This is a genomic window from Mediterraneibacter sp. (assembly GCF_030825015.1).
Classification (GTDB): Bacteria; Bacillota; Clostridia; order Lachnospirales; family Lachnospiraceae; genus Mediterraneibacter.
The window spans coordinates 14553-31089 of sequence record NZ_JAPJQP010000021.1 but is presented as its reverse complement, the minus strand read 5'-3'; the positions used below and the strand labels follow the sequence as shown (position 1 = coordinate 31089).

30 protein-coding genes are annotated in these 16537 nt (G+C 42.5%); all 30 read left to right on the top strand.

The window, feature by feature from the left end:
• Window positions 1–20: 20 nt before the first annotated feature.
• The 30 genes from rpsJ (at window position 21) to RCH61_RS08370 (ending at window position 16465) form a co-directional block, all read left to right on the top strand.
• Complete coding sequence (gene rpsJ / locus RCH61_RS08515; RefSeq protein ID WP_004847522.1) at window positions 21–338, top strand: 30S ribosomal protein S10; 318 nt, start codon at window positions 21–23, stop codon at window positions 336–338.
• 95 nt (window positions 339–433) lie between these two features.
• Window positions 434–1117: a 50S ribosomal protein L3 gene (gene rplC / locus RCH61_RS08510; protein WP_306480429.1), complete on the top strand. Its 684-nt coding sequence runs from the start codon at window positions 434–436 to the stop codon at window positions 1115–1117.
• Between the two features lie 29 nt (window positions 1118–1146).
• Window positions 1147–1767 (top strand): 50S ribosomal protein L4, encoded by a 621-nt coding sequence (gene rplD, locus RCH61_RS08505; RefSeq protein WP_306480428.1) that lies wholly within the window; start codon window positions 1147–1149, stop codon window positions 1765–1767.
• Window positions 1767–2066 carry a 50S ribosomal protein L23 gene (gene rplW / locus RCH61_RS08500; RefSeq protein ID WP_178006693.1) on the top strand — a complete coding sequence of 100 codons (300 nt, stop codon included), beginning with the start codon at window positions 1767–1769 and terminating at the stop codon, window positions 2064–2066. Before rplD ends, rplW begins: the two co-directional genes overlap by 1 nt.
• A 163-nt stretch (window positions 2067–2229) precedes the next feature.
• On the top strand, window positions 2230–3072 hold the full coding sequence (gene rplB / locus RCH61_RS08495; protein ID WP_178006691.1) for a 50S ribosomal protein L2: 843 nt from the start codon (window positions 2230–2232) through the stop codon (window positions 3070–3072).
• Window positions 3073–3098: 26 nt separating this feature from the next.
• A complete protein-coding gene (rpsS, locus tag RCH61_RS08490; protein ID WP_004847517.1) occupies window positions 3099–3380 on the top strand; it encodes a 30S ribosomal protein S19 in 282 nt (93 codons plus the stop codon).
• Between the two features lie 31 nt (window positions 3381–3411).
• On the top strand, window positions 3412–3798 hold the full coding sequence (gene rplV / locus RCH61_RS08485; protein ID WP_178006690.1) for a 50S ribosomal protein L22: 387 nt from the start codon (window positions 3412–3414) through the stop codon (window positions 3796–3798).
• Between the two features lie 9 nt (window positions 3799–3807).
• Window positions 3808–4464, top strand: coding sequence for a 30S ribosomal protein S3 (gene rpsC / locus RCH61_RS08480; RefSeq protein ID WP_178006689.1), 657 nt, complete (start codon window positions 3808–3810; stop codon window positions 4462–4464).
• Window positions 4464–4901, top strand: coding sequence for a 50S ribosomal protein L16 (gene rplP, locus RCH61_RS08475; protein WP_087161826.1), 438 nt, complete (start codon window positions 4464–4466; stop codon window positions 4899–4901). The genes rpsC and rplP overlap by 1 nt, the downstream gene beginning before the upstream one ends.
• Window positions 4891–5091 (top strand): 50S ribosomal protein L29, encoded by a 201-nt coding sequence (gene rpmC, locus RCH61_RS08470; protein ID WP_009243087.1) that lies wholly within the window; start codon window positions 4891–4893, stop codon window positions 5089–5091. The genes rplP and rpmC overlap by 11 nt, the downstream gene beginning before the upstream one ends.
• 22 nt (window positions 5092–5113) lie before the next feature.
• Window positions 5114–5392: a 30S ribosomal protein S17 gene (gene rpsQ, locus RCH61_RS08465; protein ID WP_334307311.1), complete on the top strand. Its 279-nt coding sequence runs from the start codon at window positions 5114–5116 to the stop codon at window positions 5390–5392.
• Window positions 5393–5413: 21 nt separating this feature from the next.
• On the top strand, window positions 5414–5782 hold the full coding sequence (gene rplN / locus RCH61_RS08460) for a 50S ribosomal protein L14 (RefSeq protein WP_004847511.1): 369 nt from the start codon (window positions 5414–5416) through the stop codon (window positions 5780–5782).
• Window positions 5783–5796: 14 nt separating this feature from the next.
• On the top strand, window positions 5797–6108 hold the full coding sequence (gene rplX, locus RCH61_RS08455; protein ID WP_306480427.1) for a 50S ribosomal protein L24: 312 nt from the start codon (window positions 5797–5799) through the stop codon (window positions 6106–6108).
• Window positions 6109–6131: 23 nt separating this feature from the next.
• On the top strand, window positions 6132–6671 hold the full coding sequence (rplE, locus tag RCH61_RS08450; RefSeq protein ID WP_178006687.1) for a 50S ribosomal protein L5: 540 nt from the start codon (window positions 6132–6134) through the stop codon (window positions 6669–6671).
• 12 nt (window positions 6672–6683) lie between these two features.
• Entirely contained in the window at window positions 6684–6869 is a 186-nt protein-coding gene (locus RCH61_RS08445; protein WP_004847508.1) for a type Z 30S ribosomal protein S14, read from the top strand.
• A gap of 118 nt (window positions 6870–6987) precedes the next feature.
• Window positions 6988–7389, top strand: a complete 402-nt coding sequence (gene rpsH / locus RCH61_RS08440; RefSeq protein WP_306480426.1) for a 30S ribosomal protein S8 — start codon at window positions 6988–6990, stop codon at window positions 7387–7389.
• 216 nt (window positions 7390–7605) lie between these two features.
• Window positions 7606–8148, top strand: coding sequence for a 50S ribosomal protein L6 (gene rplF / locus RCH61_RS08435; protein WP_178007487.1), 543 nt, complete (start codon window positions 7606–7608; stop codon window positions 8146–8148).
• Between the two features lie 17 nt (window positions 8149–8165).
• Window positions 8166–8534 carry a 50S ribosomal protein L18 gene (rplR, locus tag RCH61_RS08430; protein ID WP_004847503.1) on the top strand — a complete coding sequence of 123 codons (369 nt, stop codon included), beginning with the start codon at window positions 8166–8168 and terminating at the stop codon, window positions 8532–8534.
• 15 nt (window positions 8535–8549) lie between these two features.
• A complete protein-coding gene (rpsE, locus tag RCH61_RS08425; protein WP_178007485.1) occupies window positions 8550–9059 on the top strand; it encodes a 30S ribosomal protein S5 in 510 nt (169 codons plus the stop codon).
• 59 nt (window positions 9060–9118) lie between these two features.
• A complete protein-coding gene (gene rpmD / locus RCH61_RS08420; RefSeq protein ID WP_178007483.1) occupies window positions 9119–9301 on the top strand; it encodes a 50S ribosomal protein L30 in 183 nt (60 codons plus the stop codon).
• 20 nt (window positions 9302–9321) lie between these two features.
• Window positions 9322–9762 carry a 50S ribosomal protein L15 gene (gene rplO, locus RCH61_RS08415; RefSeq protein ID WP_178007481.1) on the top strand — a complete coding sequence of 147 codons (441 nt, stop codon included), beginning with the start codon at window positions 9322–9324 and terminating at the stop codon, window positions 9760–9762.
• The gene (gene secY / locus RCH61_RS08410; RefSeq protein WP_178007480.1) at window positions 9762–11114 is read left to right on the top strand and encodes a preprotein translocase subunit SecY; all 1353 of its coding nucleotides are present in this window, start codon (window positions 9762–9764) and stop codon (window positions 11112–11114) included. Before rplO ends, secY begins: the two co-directional genes overlap by 1 nt.
• Window positions 11115–11269: 155 nt before the next feature.
• Window positions 11270–11914, top strand: coding sequence for an adenylate kinase (locus tag RCH61_RS08405; protein WP_178007478.1), 645 nt, complete (start codon window positions 11270–11272; stop codon window positions 11912–11914).
• A 47-nt stretch (window positions 11915–11961) separates the two neighbouring features.
• Window positions 11962–12180, top strand: coding sequence for a translation initiation factor IF-1 (gene infA, locus RCH61_RS08400; RefSeq protein WP_004847497.1), 219 nt, complete (start codon window positions 11962–11964; stop codon window positions 12178–12180).
• Between the two features lie 351 nt (window positions 12181–12531).
• Entirely contained in the window at window positions 12532–12645 is a 114-nt protein-coding gene (gene rpmJ / locus RCH61_RS08395) for a 50S ribosomal protein L36 (protein WP_073105013.1), read from the top strand.
• A 371-nt stretch (window positions 12646–13016) separates the two neighbouring features.
• On the top strand, window positions 13017–13385 hold the full coding sequence (rpsM, locus tag RCH61_RS08390; protein WP_009243082.1) for a 30S ribosomal protein S13: 369 nt from the start codon (window positions 13017–13019) through the stop codon (window positions 13383–13385).
• A 142-nt stretch (window positions 13386–13527) separates the two neighbouring features.
• Entirely contained in the window at window positions 13528–13923 is a 396-nt protein-coding gene (rpsK, locus tag RCH61_RS08385) for a 30S ribosomal protein S11 (protein WP_005613028.1), read from the top strand.
• Between the two features lie 85 nt (window positions 13924–14008).
• The gene (gene rpsD / locus RCH61_RS08380) at window positions 14009–14602 is read left to right on the top strand and encodes a 30S ribosomal protein S4 (RefSeq protein WP_306480425.1); all 594 of its coding nucleotides are present in this window, start codon (window positions 14009–14011) and stop codon (window positions 14600–14602) included.
• 59 nt (window positions 14603–14661) lie between these two features.
• Window positions 14662–15624, top strand: coding sequence for a DNA-directed RNA polymerase subunit alpha (locus tag RCH61_RS08375; protein ID WP_178007474.1), 963 nt, complete (start codon window positions 14662–14664; stop codon window positions 15622–15624).
• A 322-nt stretch (window positions 15625–15946) separates the two neighbouring features.
• Window positions 15947–16465 carry a bL17 family ribosomal protein gene (locus RCH61_RS08370; protein WP_178007472.1) on the top strand — a complete coding sequence of 173 codons (519 nt, stop codon included), beginning with the start codon at window positions 15947–15949 and terminating at the stop codon, window positions 16463–16465.
• Window positions 16466–16537 lie beyond the last annotated feature (72 nt).

The window sequence follows — 16537 nt, the reverse complement described above, 5'->3', positions numbered from 1 at the left end:
AAAAGGAGGCGACTTTTTTTATGGCAAGTCAAGTAATGAGAATCACATTGAAAGCGTATGATCATCAGCTCGTTGATGCATCCGCAAAGAAAATCATCGAAACTGTAAAAAAGAATGGGTCACAGGTGAGCGGACCGGTGCCGCTGCCGACAAAGAAAGAGGTAGTGACAATTCTTAGAGCGGTACACAAGTACAAAGACTCAAGAGAGCAGTTCGAGCAGAGAACTCATAAGAGACTCATCGATATCGTTACACCGACACAGAAAACTGTGGACGCACTTTCCAGACTGGAAATGCCGGCAGGTGTTTACATCGATATCAAAATGAAAAATAAGTAAGCGAAAACCGCTGAACATTCAAATTAACAGTAACAATCCTAACATTTAGGATGAGCGCGAAAGCGTTCCGCTGTAAATCACAGGAGGTATTTATAATGAAGAAAGCTATTTTGGCTACAAAAGTTGGAATGACTCAGATCTTCAATCACGAAGACGGAGTACTGATTCCGGTAACAGTTCTGCAGGCTGGACCGTGTGTAGTTACACAGGTTAAAACAGTTGAGAACGATGGCTACAGCGCCGTACAGGTTGGATATGTTGACAAGAAAGACAAGATTGTCACAAAAGACGGAAGCGGAAAGAAAGCAATCGCACACAGAAACGGTGTGACAAAAGCTGAGAAAGGTCATTTTGACAAAGCAGGCGTATCCGGAAAAAGATATGTAAAAGAATTTAGATTTGACAATGCAGAGGAATATGCTCTTGCTCAGGAGATCAAAGCTGATATCTTCGCAGAAGGTGATCACATCGATGCGACAGCAATCTCCAAAGGTAAAGGTTTCCAGGGCGCGATCAAACGTCACGGACAGAGCAGAGGACCTATGACACATGGTTCCAAGTTCCATCGTCACGCTGGTTCCAATGGTGCGGCATCTGATCCGAGTAAAGTATTCAAAGGCAAAAAAATGCCTGGACAGATGGGTAACAAGAAAATTACTGTTCAGAACCTTGAGATCGTAAGAGTTGATGCAGAAAACAATCTGCTTCTCGTAAAAGGTTCCGTTCCGGGACCGAAGAAATGTCTCGTAACGATCAAGGAAACAGTAAAAGGAAACTAAGCTGACAATAAGAAAGGAGGAACACACAGATGGCAAAAGTATCTGTTTACAATATCGAAGGTAAAGAAGTTGATACAATCGAATTAAATGATGCCGTATTCGGTGTGGAAGTAAATGAACACCTTGTACACATGGCAGTTGTAAATCAGCTTGCAAACAATCGTCAGGGAACACAGAAAGCCAAAACACGTTCTGAGGTTTCAGGCGGCGGAAGAAAACCGTGGAGACAGAAAGGAACAGGACACGCAAGACAGGGTTCAACAAGAGCTCCGCAGTGGACAGGCGGCGGTGTTGTATTCGCTCCGGTTCCGAGAGATTATTCATTCAAGATGAATAAAAAAGAGAAGAGAGCTGCTCTTAAATCCGCACTTTCTTCCAGAGTAGAAGAGAACAAATTCATCGTAGTTGACGAGCTGAATTTTGATGAGATCAAAACAAAGAAATTCCAGAATGTTCTGAACAACCTGAACGTAAACAAAGCGCTTGTTGTTCTTGAAGATGGAAATGCAAATGCAGAGATTTCCGCAAGAAACATTGCTGGTGTTAAGACAGCTCACACAAATACGATCAATGTATATGACATCCTGAAATACAACACAGTGATCGCAACGAAAGCTGCTGTTGCAACAATCGAGGAGGTGTACGCATAATGGCAAATATTCAGTATTATGATGTAATCCTTAAACCGGTTATTACAGAGAAAAGCATGGACCTGATGGCTGACAAGAAATATACATTCCTTGTACACACAGAGGCTACAAAAGGTCAGATCAAAGAAGCTGTTGAGAAAATGTTCGAAGGAACAAAGGTTGCAAGTGTTAACACAATGAACCTTGAAGGAAAGAACAGAAGACGCGGAATGGTAGTCGGAAAAACAGCAAAGACAAAGAAAGCAATCGTACAGCTTACAGAAGACAGCAAAGAGATCGAAATCTTCGAAGGTCTGTAAGATATAGAATAGGAAACACCGCAGCCGCTAAGCTCGAAAATACTTCGCTGAGCGGATCGGGTGTACTTTCGCACGAAGCGTGAGAATATTTCGCTAAGTGCTCAATGTATACGGTGCAAATCCGTGAAACTGATAATTAGACGAAACGAAAGGAGAGAAAGTAATGGGAATCAGAACATATAACCCATATACACCTTCCAGAAGACAGATGACAGGATCTGATTTCTCCGAGATCACAAAGACAACTCCGGAAAAATCACTTCTTGACTCCAAGAAAAGAAAAGCAGGCCGTAACGCGCAGGGTAAAATCACTGTAAGACATCGTGGCGGCGGTGCAAAGAAAAAATATAGAATCGTAGACTTCAAGAGAAAGAAAGACGGAATTCCGGCAACTGTAATCGGTATCGAATACGATCCGAACAGATCTGCAAACATTGCATTGATCTGCTATGCAGACGGAGAAAAAGCATACATTCTTGCTCCTGAAGGACTGAAAGATGGAATGACAGTTATGAACGGTGCAGACGCCGAAGTGAGAGTAGGAAACTGCCTCCCGCTTTCTGAGATCCCGGTTGGTACTCAGATCCATAACATCGAGCTTTATCCTGGAAAAGGCGGACAGCTTGTTCGTTCTGCAGGAAACAGCGCACAGCTTATGGCTAAAGAAGGAAAATATGCAACACTCAGACTTCCGTCAGGTGAGATGAGAATGGTTCCGATCATCTGCCGCGCATCTGTAGGTGTGGTAGGAAACGGAGAGCACAACCTGATCAATGTTGGTAAAGCAGGACGTAAGCGCCACATGGGTATCCGCCCGACAGTTCGTGGTTCTGTTATGAACCCGAATGACCATCCGCATGGTGGTGGTGAAGGTAAGACAGGTATCGGCCGCCCGGGTCCGTGTACACCGTGGGGTAAACCGGCACTTGGTCTTAAGACCCGCAAGAAAAATAAAGCTTCTAACAAGTTGATTGTAAGAAGAAGAGACGGTAAAGCGATTAAATAATTAGATTCACAAGGAGGTTAGAACCTATGGCTCGCTCACTTAAAAAAGGACCATTTGCAGACGAAAGCTTACTGAAAAAAGTAGATGCTATGAACGCTGCAGGTGATAAATCAGTTATTAAGACATGGTCACGCCGTTCTACAATCTTCCCGTCATTTGTAGGCCATACATTTGCCGTACATGATGGAAGAAGACATGTGCCGGTATATGTTACAGAGGACATGGTAGGACACAAACTCGGTGAGTTCGTTGCAACAAGAACTTACAGAGGACACGGCAAAGACGAGAAGAAGTCGAAAGTCAGATAAGATTCATATATTTTGAAAGGAGGGTTCATCCATGGCAAAAGGACACAGATCCCAAATCAAGAGAGAAAGAAACGAGCAGAGAGATACAAGACCTTCAGCTAAGATTTCTTACGCAAGAATATCTGTTCAGAAGGCATGCTACGTTCTTGATGCCATCAGAGGTAAGGATGTACAGACAGCACTCGGTATTTTAGCTTACAATCCGAGATATGCTTCAACAGTTATAGAGAAATTACTGAAATCAGCAATCGCTAACGCTGAGAACAACAACGGTATGAGCGTTGACAACCTTTACATTGAGGAGTGTTACGCAAACAAAGGACCGACAATGAAGAGAATCAGACCGAGAGCACAGGGTAGAGCTTATAGAATCGAAAAGAGAATGAGCCACATCACAATCGTGCTGAATGAAAGATAGGAGGACAATATGGGACAGAAAGTAAATCCTCATGGCTTGAGAGTCGGCGTTATCAAAGAATGGGATTCCAAATGGTACGCAGAGAAAGATTTCGCTGACAACTTGGTTGAAGACCACGAGATCAGAACATTTTTGAAGAAGAGATTATACAGCGCCGGAATCTCCAAGATCGAAATCGAGAGAGCTTCCGATCGCGTAAAAGTCATTGTTTATACAGCAAAACCGGGCGTTGTTATCGGTAAAGGCGGTTCCGAGATCGAAAAAGTAAAAGCAGAGCTTGCACAGTTCACAGATAAGAAACTTATCGTTGACATCAAAGAGATCAAAAGACCGGACAAAGATGCACAGCTTGTAGCTGAGAATATCGCTCAGCAGCTTGAGAACCGTATTTCATTTAGACGTGCTATGAAATCCTGCATGTCCAGAACAATGAAAGCAGGAGCTCTTGGAGTTAAAACTTCTGTATCCGGACGTCTTGGCGGTGCTGATATGGCTCGTACAGAGTTCTACAGCGAGGGAACAATTCCGCTGCAGACACTTAGAGCAGACATTGATTATGGATTCGCAGAAGCTGACACAACTTACGGAAAAGTCGGTGTAAAGGTTTGGATTTACAAAGGCGAAGTTCTTCCGACTAAAGCAGATAAGGAAGGGAGAGATAAATAATGTTAATGCCAAAAAGAGTAAAACGTCGTAAACAGTTCCGTGGTACCATGAAAGGAAAAGCTCTCAGAGGTAACACGATCGCATATGGTGAGTACGGTATCGTAGCAACAGAGCCGTGCTGGATTCGTTCCAATCAGATCGAGGCAGCCCGTGTTGCCATGACACGTTACATCAAACGTGGCGGTAAAGTTTGGATCAAAATCTTCCCGGATAAGCCGATCACGGCAAAACCGGCTGAGACTCGTATGGGTAGCGGTAAAGGTACAGTTGAGTATTGGGCAGCTGTAGTGAAACCGGGCCGCGTGATGTTTGAAATTGCAGGAGTACCAGAGGAAACAGCTAGAGAGGCACTTCGACTTGCAATGCATAAATTACCTTGCAAATGCAAAATCGTTTCTCGCGCAGACTTAGAAGGCGGTGATAACAGTGAAAACTAATACATTTGTAAAAGAATTAAGAGGAAAATCCGTAGAGGAATTAAATCAGGAATTAGTAGCTGCTAAGAAGGAACTCTTCAACTTGAGATTCCAGAATGCCACAAACCAGTTGGATAACACAAGCAGAATCAAAGAAGTAAGAAAAAATATCGCACGTATCCAGACAATGATCACAGAGGCTGGACGATAGGCATCTTAACTTTCTTATTAGAATGATTGAAAGGAGAATAGAAGTGGAAGAGAGAAATCTGAGAAAAACCCGTACGGGTAAGGTCGTAAGCGACAAGATGGACAAAACAATCGTTGTTGCAGTAGAAGACCATGTAAGACACCCGCTTTATAAGAAGATCGTAAAAAGAACTTACAAGCTGAAAGCTCACGATGAGAATAATGAGTGTAAGATCGGTGATACAGTAAAAGTTATGGAAACAAGACCTCTGTCAAAAGACAAAAGATGGAGACTTGTGGAGATCATGGAGAAAGCAAAATAATTTTTAAGGAGGTTTACCTGCATGATACAGCAAGAAAGCAGACTGAAAGTAGCAGACAACACAGGCGCTAAAGAATTGCTCTGCATCCGTGTGCTTGGCGGTTCTACAAGAAGATATGCGAGCATCGGTGATGTGATCGTTGCAACTGTAAAAGATGCAACACCAGGCGGCGTTGTTAAAAAAGGTGACGTTGTGAAAGCTGTTGTTGTTCGTTCTGTAAAAGGCGCTCGTCGTAAAGACGGTTCCTATATCAGATTCGATGAAAATGCTGCTGTTATTATAAAAGACGATTTGAATCCGCGTGGAACACGTATTTTTGGACCAGTAGCCCGTGAGCTTAGAGAGAAACACTTCATGAAAATTGTTTCCCTTGCTCCGGAAGTACTGTAGGGAGGTGCCTAAGAATGTCAACTATGAAAATTAAAACAGGCGACACTGTAAAGGTTATCGCCGGAAAAGATAAAGACAAAGAGGGCAAAGTTATCGCCGTAAATAAAAAAGACGGTAAAGTCCTCGTTGAAGGCGTCAATATGCTGACAAAGCACACAAAGCCGAGCGCAGCGAACCAGAATGGCGGTATCGTACATCAGGAAGGCTACATCGATGCATCAAATGTAATGCTTGTATTTAAAGGTCAGGCAACAAGAGTAGGCTTCAAGATGGATGGAGACAAAAAAGTTCGTTTCGCAAAGAAGACTGGCGAAGTTATTGATTAATTCGGGAAGGAGGACCAAGGACTTTGAGTAGACTGAAAGAACAGTACCAGAATGAGATCGTTGACGCAATGATCAAAAAATTCGGATATAAAAATATTATGGAAGTACCGAAGCTCGACAAAGTTGTTATCAACATGGGCGTTGGTGAAGCAAAAGAAAACGCAAAGGTTTTAGAGTCTGCAATCGCTGATATGGAAAAGATCGCAGGTCAGAAAGCCGTTGTTACAAGAGCAAAGAACTCTGTGGCTAACTTTAAAATCAGAGAGGGTATGCCGATCGGATGTAAGGTTACGCTTAGAGGCGAGAAAATGTATGAGTTCGTTGATCGTCTGATCAACCTTGCGCTTCCGCGTGTGCGTGACTTCAGAGGTGTAAACCCGAACGCATTTGACGGAAGAGGAAATTATGCACTTGGAATCAAGGAGCAGCTGATTTTCCCTGAGATCGAGTACGATAAGATCGATAAAGTCAGAGGTATGGATGTAATCTTCGTTACAACAGCCAAAACTGACGAGGAAGCACGTGAATTATTGAGACAGTTCAATATGCCGTTTGCAAAATAAAGGAGGAAAATCATGGCAAAGACATCTATGAAAATCAAACAGCAGCGCAAGCCTAAATTCTCCACAAGAGAATACAGCCGCTGCAGAATCTGCGGACGTCCGCATGCGTATTTGAGAAAATATGGAATCTGCCGTATCTGCTTCCGTGAACTGGCATACAAAGGACAGATCCCGGGAGTTAAGAAAGCCAGCTGGTAAGCCGAAAGCAGCCTTCTGGAAAGGAAGTACAGCGGGCGTGATCGGGCTGGGGAAAGAATTTCCCCGGTGAAGGCAGAAAATAGAGAACAGATAAAATATAAAAGGAGGATACATCCACATGACTATGAGCGATCCTATTGCAGATATGCTTACAAGAATCCGTAATGCGAACACTGCAAAACATGATACAGTTGATGTACCTGCATCCAAGATGAAACTTGCTATTGCAAATATTCTTCTTGATGAGGGATATATCGCAAAATATGATCTTGTAGAAGACGGACACTTTCAGACAATCCATATCACACTGAAATACGGTGCTGATAAGAATGAGAAAGTTATTACAGGACTTAAGAGAATCTCAAAACCGGGTCTTCGTGTTTATGCGAACACAGAGGATATTCCGAGAGTTCTCGGCGGACTTGGAACAGCGATCATTTCTACAAACAAAGGCGTTGTAACAGACAAAGAAGCAAGAAAACTCGGCGTAGGCGGAGAGGTACTTTGCTACGTTTGGTAAGCAATGAACACCTGGAGAAAAGAATTTCTTTGAAAATAGAAGCGCAGAAAGAACATGAAGGAAACGCACCCGGCACTAAACTTATGAAAAAGATTAAGTGTCGAGTGTAATTCACAAGATATGTGAAATTCCGAAACATGTTCGCTGCGGATGAAAACTGAAAACAGAATAGACAGAGCATCTATTCCGAGAATCTAAGTTAAGGAGGAAAAAGGTATGTCACGTATAGGAAGACTGCCAGTTGCAATTCCTGCAGGCGTAACTGTAGAAGTTGCAGAGAATAATGTAGTGACTGTGAAAGGTCCGAAGGGAACTCTTACAAGAGAGCTTCCGACAGAAATGGAAATTAAAGTTGAAGGTGAAGAAGTAACTGTAACAAGACCGAGCGATCTCAAGAAAATGAAATCTCTTCACGGTCTGACAAGAACACTGATTAACAACATGGTTGTTGGTGTTACAGAAGGATATCAGAAAGTCCTTGAAGTAAACGGTGTAGGTTACAGAGCTGCAAAATCAGGAAATAAACTGACACTGAACCTTGGATATTCTCATCCGGTTGAGATGATCGATCCGGAAGGCGTTGAGACAGTTCTGGAAGGTCAGAACAAGATCACTGTAAAAGGAATCGACAAAGAAAAAGTTGGACAGTATGCGGCTGAAATCAGAGATAAGAGAAGACCGGAGCCATATAAGGGCAAAGGTATTAAGTATGCTGATGAAGTAATCAGACGTAAAGTCGGTAAGACCGGTAAGAAATAAATAAGGAGAGTGTGAAAATGGTTAGTAAGAAATCAAGAAGCGAAATTCGTAGAAAAAAACACATGAAATTACGCAACCGTTTCAGCGGAACTGCTGAAAGACCGCGTTTGGCTGTTTTTAGAAGTAATAATCATATGTATGCTCAGATCATCGACGACACTGTTGGAAATACTCTGGTTGCAGCTTCCACTCTTCAGAAAGATGTGAAAGCAGAACTTGAGAAAACAAACAATGTTGAAGCAGCAGCATGCCTCGGAAAAGTAATTGCCGAGAAAGCAAAAGAAAAAGGTATTACAGAAGTTGTATTCGACAGAGGCGGCTTCATTTATCAGGGTAAGATCAAAGCACTGGCAGACGCAGCAAGAGAAGCTGGGCTGAATTTCTAGGAAGGGAGAACACAGATGAGACAGGAACGCATTGATGCTAGTCAGATGGAATTATTAGAAAAAGTGGTATCAATCAAACGTGTTACCAAAGTTGTTAAAGGTGGTCGTAACTTCAGATTTACAGCTTTAGTTGTTGTCGGAGACGGCAACGGCCATGTTGGTGCAGGTTTGGGAAAAGCTACTGAAATCCCGGAAGCAATCCGCAAAGGGAAAGAAGATGCTATGAAGAAAATGATCGAGGTTACATTCGATGAGAACGGAAGTATTACACATGATGTACTCGGAAAATTCGGAAGCGCATCCGTGCTTTTGAAAAAAGCTCCGGATGGTACAGGAGTAATCGCCGGAGGTCCGGCTCGTGCCGTAATCGAGATGGCGGGAATCAAAAATATCCGTACAAAGTCTCTCGGATCAAACAATAAGCAGAATGTCGTACTTGCTACGATCGAAGGACTCAAAGACGTTAAGTCTCCGGAAGATGTTGCAAGACTTCGCGGCAAATCGATCGAGGAGATCATGGGCTAAGCAGATAGAAGATGTTGAAAAACAAATTCTATCCTATCGCATAAGGAGGTAAGATTGAAATGGCAAACTTAAAAGTTACGTTAGTAAAGTCTACAATCGGATCCATACCAAAGCATAAAAGAACAGTTGAGGCCCTTGGTCTCAAGAAAACCGGCAAAACAGTTGTACTGCCGGACAATGCAGCTACCAGAGGTATGGTACAGCAGGTTAGACATTTAGTAAAGGTTGAAGAAGAGGCATAAAAAGATAAGGAGGTAACGTCATGGACTTATCAAACTTAAGACCGGCAGACGGTTCAAAACAGAGTGATAATTTCAGAAGAGGCCGTGGACATGGTTCAGGAAACGGTAAGACAGCCGGTAAAGGCCATAAGGGACAGAAAGCACGTTCAGGTGCTACAAGACCTGGATTCGAAGGCGGTCAGATGCCTTTGTATAGAAGAATACCGAAGAGAGGATTCACTTGCAGAAACTCTAAGACAATCGTAGGTATCAACGTAAGCGAACTTGAGAGATTTGAAGACGGAGCTACAGTATCCGTTGAAACATTGATCGAGAGCGGTATCGTGAAAAACCCGAGAGACGGAGTTAAAATTCTTGGAAATGGAGAGTTAACTAAGAAGCTTACAGTTCAGGCAAATGCATTCAGTGCAAAAGCAGCCGAAAAAATTGAAGCACTTGGTGGAAAAGCAGAGGTGATCTAATGCTGAAGACAGTGCGTAAGGCATTTCAGATTGAGGATATCAGAAAACGAATTTTTTATACATTCGTAATGCTTATCATCGTAAGACTGGGATCACAGCTTCCGACTCCGGGAGTTGATCCGACATTTATTAAGGAATTTTTTGCACAGCAGACGGGGGACGCTTTCAACTTTTTTGAAGCGTTCACCGGAGGCTCGTTTACAAACTTTTCCGTGTTTGCTTTGAGCATTACACCGTACATTACTTCATCCATCATTATGCAGCTCCTTACGATTGCTATTCCGAAGTTAGAGGAAATGCAGAAAGAAGGAGAAGAAGGAAGAAAGAAGATCGCAGCGATCACACGTTATGTTACGGTAGGTCTTGCGTTGATCGAATCCACTGCAATGGCAGTAGGTTTCGGACGTCAGGGACTTCTTGAAGAATACAATTTCGTAAGTTGTGCAGTTGTCGTATGTACACTGACAGCAGGAAGTGCATTCCTGATGTGGATCGGTGAGCGTATCACTGAAAATGGTGTCGGAAACGGTATTTCTATCGTTCTTCTGATCAATATTATTTCTCGTGTACCAAGTGATCTTGTTACACTTTATGAGAAATTCATGAGTGGAAAGAAACTTGCTCAGGCAGGTCTTGCAGGGCTGATTATTTTAGCAGTGATCCTTGCAGTCGTAGTTTTTGTTGTTCTTCTTCAGAGCGGTGAAAGACGAATTGCGGTACAGTATTCTAAAAAAGTACAGGGAAGAAAAACATATGGCGGACAGTCAACACATATTCCGCTCCGTGTAAACACTGCCGGAGTAATCCCGGTTATCTTTGCATCATCCTTGATGCAGACACCGATCGTTATTGCTCAGTTTCTTGGAAAAGGAAACGGAACAGGCATCGGAAGCCAGATCCTTGCTGCAATGAATTCAAACAACTGGTGTAATCCGGCAAAACCGATTTATTCTCTCGGTTTGATTGTGTACATTTTGCTCACAATTTTCTTTGCATATTTCTATACATCGATTACATTTAATCCGTTGGAGATTGCAAATAATATGAAGAAGAGCGGCGGATTTATTCCGGGTATCCGTCCGGGAAAACCGACAGTTGAATATTTACAGAAAATTTTGAATTACATTATTTTCATAGGCGCATGCGGATTGATCATCGTTCAGGTCATCCCATTCTTCTTTAACGGTATGTTCGGCGCAAACGTTTCTTTCGGAGGAACATCACTTATCATCATCGTAGGTGTTGTGCTTGAGACGATTAAGAAGATTGAGTCACAGATGCTTGTGAGAAATTACACAGGATTTTTAAATAACAAAGGAAGCAATATGTCAAATGGCTTTCTTGGATATTAAATAACAATATTTAACAGCTCGCCCTGTTTTGCCTTCTTTTGAAGGCAAAACGCAGCGGGCTCAAGGTGTATTTTAAGATAAAACAAAAAAACAGTTACAGGGGCAGGAAAATCCTGCCGTGAAAATTGTTTGCGTATCGATCGGAGGTAAAAGTTATGAAGATTATCATGCTGGGAGCACCGGGAGCCGGAAAAGGAACACAGGCTAAAAAAATCGCAGAGAAATACTCCATTCCGCATATTTCTACAGGAGATATTTTCCGTGCCAATATTAAGAACGGAACAGAACTTGGGAAAAAAGCAAAAACATATATGGATCAGGGTCTTCTTGTGCCGGATGAATTAGTAGTTGATCTTGTCGTAGACAGAGTGAATCAGGATGATTGTGCAAACGGATACGTTCTTGACGGTTTTCCGCGTACAATCCCGCAGGCAGAAGCGTTAGATAAGGCGCTTGCCGAAATGGATCAGAAAATTGATTATGCCATCAACGTGGAAGTGCCGGATGACAATATCGTGAACAGAATGTCAGGAAGAAGAGCCTGCGTAGATTGCGGAGCAACGTACCACCTTGTATATGCTCCGACAAAAGAAGAAGGTATTTGTGATAAATGCGGAGGAACACTGATCCTTCGTGATGATGACAAGCCGGAAACCGTTCTGAAAAGACTCGGTGTTTATCATGACCAGACACAGCCTCTGATCGATTACTATACACAGTCTGGTGTTTTGAAAGAAGTAGACGGAACGATCGACATCGATGATGTATTTTCAGAAATTGTAAAGATTTTGGGAGAGTAAAAATGTGAAACGGCGTGTGACGCCGAAATTCAGGAGGATTAAGTAATATGTCAAAAGCTGACGTAATCGAAATTGAGGGAGTAGTAGTAGAAAAACTCCCGAATGCAATGTTTAAAGTGGAACTTGAGAACGGACACATCGTTCTCGCGCATATCAGCGGAAAGTTAAGAATGAACTTTATCAAAATTCTTCCGGGAGACAAAGTGACGCTTGAGATGTCACCGTACGACCTCAGCAAAGGAAGAATTATTTGGAGAGATAAATAGACTGAGATCAGCTTATGAAGGAAGTTCCGCAGAGTAGACTGCAGCTAGTCAGAGACAGGCTGCGTCTGCTGTCGGAGCTTTTTTACATTTATTATATATAGGCAAGGTTGTTTCCGGGGAAGTAACCCCTTGGGGATCTGTGGAGCACACTTCTGTTCCATAAGAAAGTGTGAGGATGCAGAAGTTCGAGAAAATTCGGGAAAATTATTCGGAAAAACTTAGAAAAATTCAGAAAATAGAGGTTGACGAAAAGAAGTATTTGGTGCTATACTATGAAATGGTCATTTTTGGTGAGGTGTGCCCAAATGACCGGAAATTGTAGGAAAGCAAAGAAGGGAAGGAGGATTTGACATGAAGGTTAGATCATCAGTAAAACCAATTTGTGAAAAATGCAAGATTATTAAAAGAAAAGGAAGCGTCAGAGTAATCTGCGAGAATCCGAAGCATAAACAGCGTCAGGGTTAAGACAAAGTTTATGTAATGATTTAGGCGGCTGACAGCATGACACACAAGGGTGTGTGTAGAGCTGTTTAATATACAGTAAGGTTACACCGCACCTGTCCGACAGGTACCGGCAGTGCGCGTGTCCTATATCCTGAGAAAAGGTATGCCATAAGACGTTGCAGAAACAGGCAGTTCGACGGATATATTGTATATTGCTTCTAATACCCGGCATTTGCATTGGCGGATCAGATCCGTGCCGGGAAAGGACGCGAAGAGAACGCGTCTGGGCTGGGATATCGGCAAAAGGCCGGTAGGACGCAGCATTATAATAGGAAGAGCGTCCGCAGCCTCAATTAAAGACAGTATAAACAAAGAAAATGGAGGAAAGACACATGGCTCGTATTGCAGGTGTAGACTTACCAAGAGACAAACGTGTAGAGATCGGCTTGACTTATATTTATGGAATCGGAAGAACAAGCGCAAGCCGTATTTTGGCAGATGCAGGAGTAGATCCGAATACTCGTGTAAGAGATCTTACAAGTGAAGAAGTAAAGAAGATCAGCGCAGTGATCGATGAAACTCAGGTTGTAGAAGGTGACCTCAGAAGAGAGATCCAGCTCAACATCAAGAGACTTAAAGAAATCGGATGCTACCGTGGAATCCGTCATAGAAAAGGACTTCCGGTGCGTGGTCAGAAGACAAAGACAAACGCAAGAACATGTAAAGGTCCGAAGAGAACAGTAGCAAACAAGAAGAAATAAAACACTTAACGAAAGCAAGCTGATAAGCGCAGCTTGAGGTTGGTGTGAACTTTGTTCGATGAAACTTAAAGAGATGTTTTCGAATTTAGTGAATCGAATTACCTTAGAAATCAAAGAGAAAGAAGAAAGTAGGTTAGTTTAAATGGCAAAGAAAGTTGCAAAAAAAGTAACAAAAAAACGTGTCAAGAAAAACGTTGAACGAGGACAGGCACATATCCAGTCATCTTTTAATAATACAATCGTTACATTAACAGATACACAGGGAAATGCTCTTTCATGGGCAAGTGCAGGCGGTCTGGGATTTAGAGGTTCAAGAAAATCTACTCCATATGCAGCACAGATGGCAGCTGAGACAGCAGCTAAAGCGGCATTGGTACACGGACTTAAGTCTGTAGATGTATTCGTAAAAGGACCGGGATCAGGACGTGAAGCAGCAATCCGTGCTCTTCAGGCATGTGGTATTGACGTAGTAAGTATCAAAGACGTAACACCGGTTCCGCACAACGGATGCCGCCCGCCGAAACGCAGAAGAGTGTAATCGACGGCTGAACATTATCATACACCGGAAAGTAACTTGGAAAGCGGTATAAAACCGCTCGTATGTATAAATTAGGAGGATAGACATGGCAGTAAACAGAGTTCCTGTTCTTAAAAGATGCCGTTCTTTAGGCATGGATCCGATTTACCTCGGAATTAATAAAAAATCTAACAGACAGTTAAAAAGAGCAAACAGAAAAATGAGCGAGTACGGTCTGCAGCTTCGTGAGAAACAGAAAGCGAAATTCATCTACGGCGTACTTGAGAAACCGTTTAGAAACTACTATGCGAAAGCAAAACAGATGGAAGGAATGACAGGTGAAAACCTGATGAGAATTCTTGAGTCCAGACTGGATAACGTAATCTTCCGCTTGGGACTTGCCAGAACAAGAAAAGAAGCAAGACAGATCGTTGATCACAAACACGTTCTTGTAAACGGCAAACAGGTAAACATTCCGTCTTACCTTGTAAAAGCCGGAGATACGATTGAGATCAAAGAAAGCAAAAAAGGCTCACAGAGATATAAAGAAATCCTTGAAGCAACAGCCGGCAACATGGTTCCGGAGTGGCTCGATGTTGATGCAGAGAACCTGAAAGGATCTGTAAAAGAACTTCCGGCAAGAGAAGCGATCGATGTTCCGGTAGATGAGATGTTGATTGTCGAGTTATATTCTAAATAATATCGGCTGCAACAGCGTATCCCTTCAACATTTTAAAACCCAAAAGGAGGGTCTGTGTAGTGTTTGATTTTAATAAACCTAATATTGAGATTACGGATGTTTCAGAAGATAAAAAATATGGAAGATTTGTCGTAGAACCGCTTGAGAGAGGCTATGGTACAACACTCGGAAATTCTCTGAGAAGAATCATGCTTTCCTCTCTGCCGGGATCGGCAATCAGTTCTGTTAAGATCGACGGTGTTCTTCATGAATTCAGTTCGATACCGGGTGTGAAAGAAGATGTGACAGAGATCATCATGAACTTGAAATCTCTTGCCATCAGAAACGCGTCTGATTCAGACGAGCCGAAGACAGCATATATTCAGTTTGAAGGTGAAGGTGTCGTAACAGGCGCTGATATCGAGACAGGAGATCCGGATATCGAGATCGTAAATCCGGACCAGGTAATCGCTACATTAAGCGGTGGGAAAGACTGCAAGCTGAATATGGAATTGACGATCACAAAAGGCAGAGGATATGTAAGCTCCGATAAGAATAAGACGGAAGATATGCCGATTGGCGTGATTGCAATCGATTCGATCTATACGCCGGTTGAACGTGTAAATCTGACTGTTGAGAATACTCGTGTCGGACAGATTACGGATTATGATAAATTGACACTTGATGTTTGGACAAAAGGAACAATGCTTCCAGATGAGGCAGTAAGCCTTGCAGCAAAGGTGCTGAGCGAACATTTGAAACTCTTTGTTGACCTTTCAGAAGTTGCTCAGGTTGCGGAAGTAATGATCGAGAAAGAAGATGACGAGAAAGAGAAAGTTCTTGAGATGAGTATCGATGAACTTGAACTTTCTGTTCGTTCCTATAATTGTCTGAAGAGAGCCGGAATCAATACAGTAGAAGAACTTACAAATAAGACTCCTGAGGATATGATGAAAGTCCGTAACCTCGGACGGAAATCCCTTGAGGAAGTGCTTGCTAAGTTAAAAGAGCTCAATCTTGAGCTGAATCAGGGCGAGGAGTAATCGCTGTATAGAAAATCGAGGATTTTTCGGAAAATAGATGTGCGATGAAAGCCATGCAGAATCTGCGATGTGCATTTAAATACATTTATAAATAGAAGAACGATCCGCGAGCATTTGATTAATAAGCCCGAAGATGCATAATTGAATGTGTAGTTATGGTTCAGGCATACCTTGGCAGAAACAGAAAAGATGCCTTACATTTTCCTGAAGGAAGATGTGTGTGCCGGCGCTTGTTTAGAACTAAAAAACCGCGGAAAGCAGCAATCCTGCTTGGCGGATGGCGCGTATGGACTATGACGGAAAGATTAGGAGGAAATATAAAATGGCAAAGTATAGAAAACTCGGCAGAACATCCAGCCAGAGAAAAGCATTGATCAGAAACCAGGTAACGGCTCTGCTTAACAACGGAAAGATCGTTACAACTGAAGCGAAAGCAAAAGAAATTCGCAAAGAAGCAGAAAAACTTATCGCATTGGCTGTGAAAGAGAAAGATAACTTCGACGAAGTAACAGTAATGGCAAAAGTTGCCCGCAAAGACAAAGACGGCAAGAGAGTGAAAGAAGTTGTTGACGGAAAGAAAGTTACTGTTTACGACGAAGTAGAGAAAAAGATCAAAAAAGATCAGCCGAGCAGACTTCATGCAAGACGTGAAATGCTGAAAGTTCTTTACCCGGTTAAAGAGGGCGAGAACAAGAAAGCAAAAGAAATCGATATGGTTGCAAAACTGTTTGATGAGATCGCTCCGAAATACGCAGATCGTAACGGTGGTTACACAAGAATCGTAAAGATTGGTCAGCGTAAAGGTGACGCAGCGATGGAAGTTCTTCTTGAGCTTGTATAAGAGCTGAGTGGACGAAATATTTTAGCAGATCAATATTGAATTAGTGAGAAAACTCTTTCTATGGATTTCATA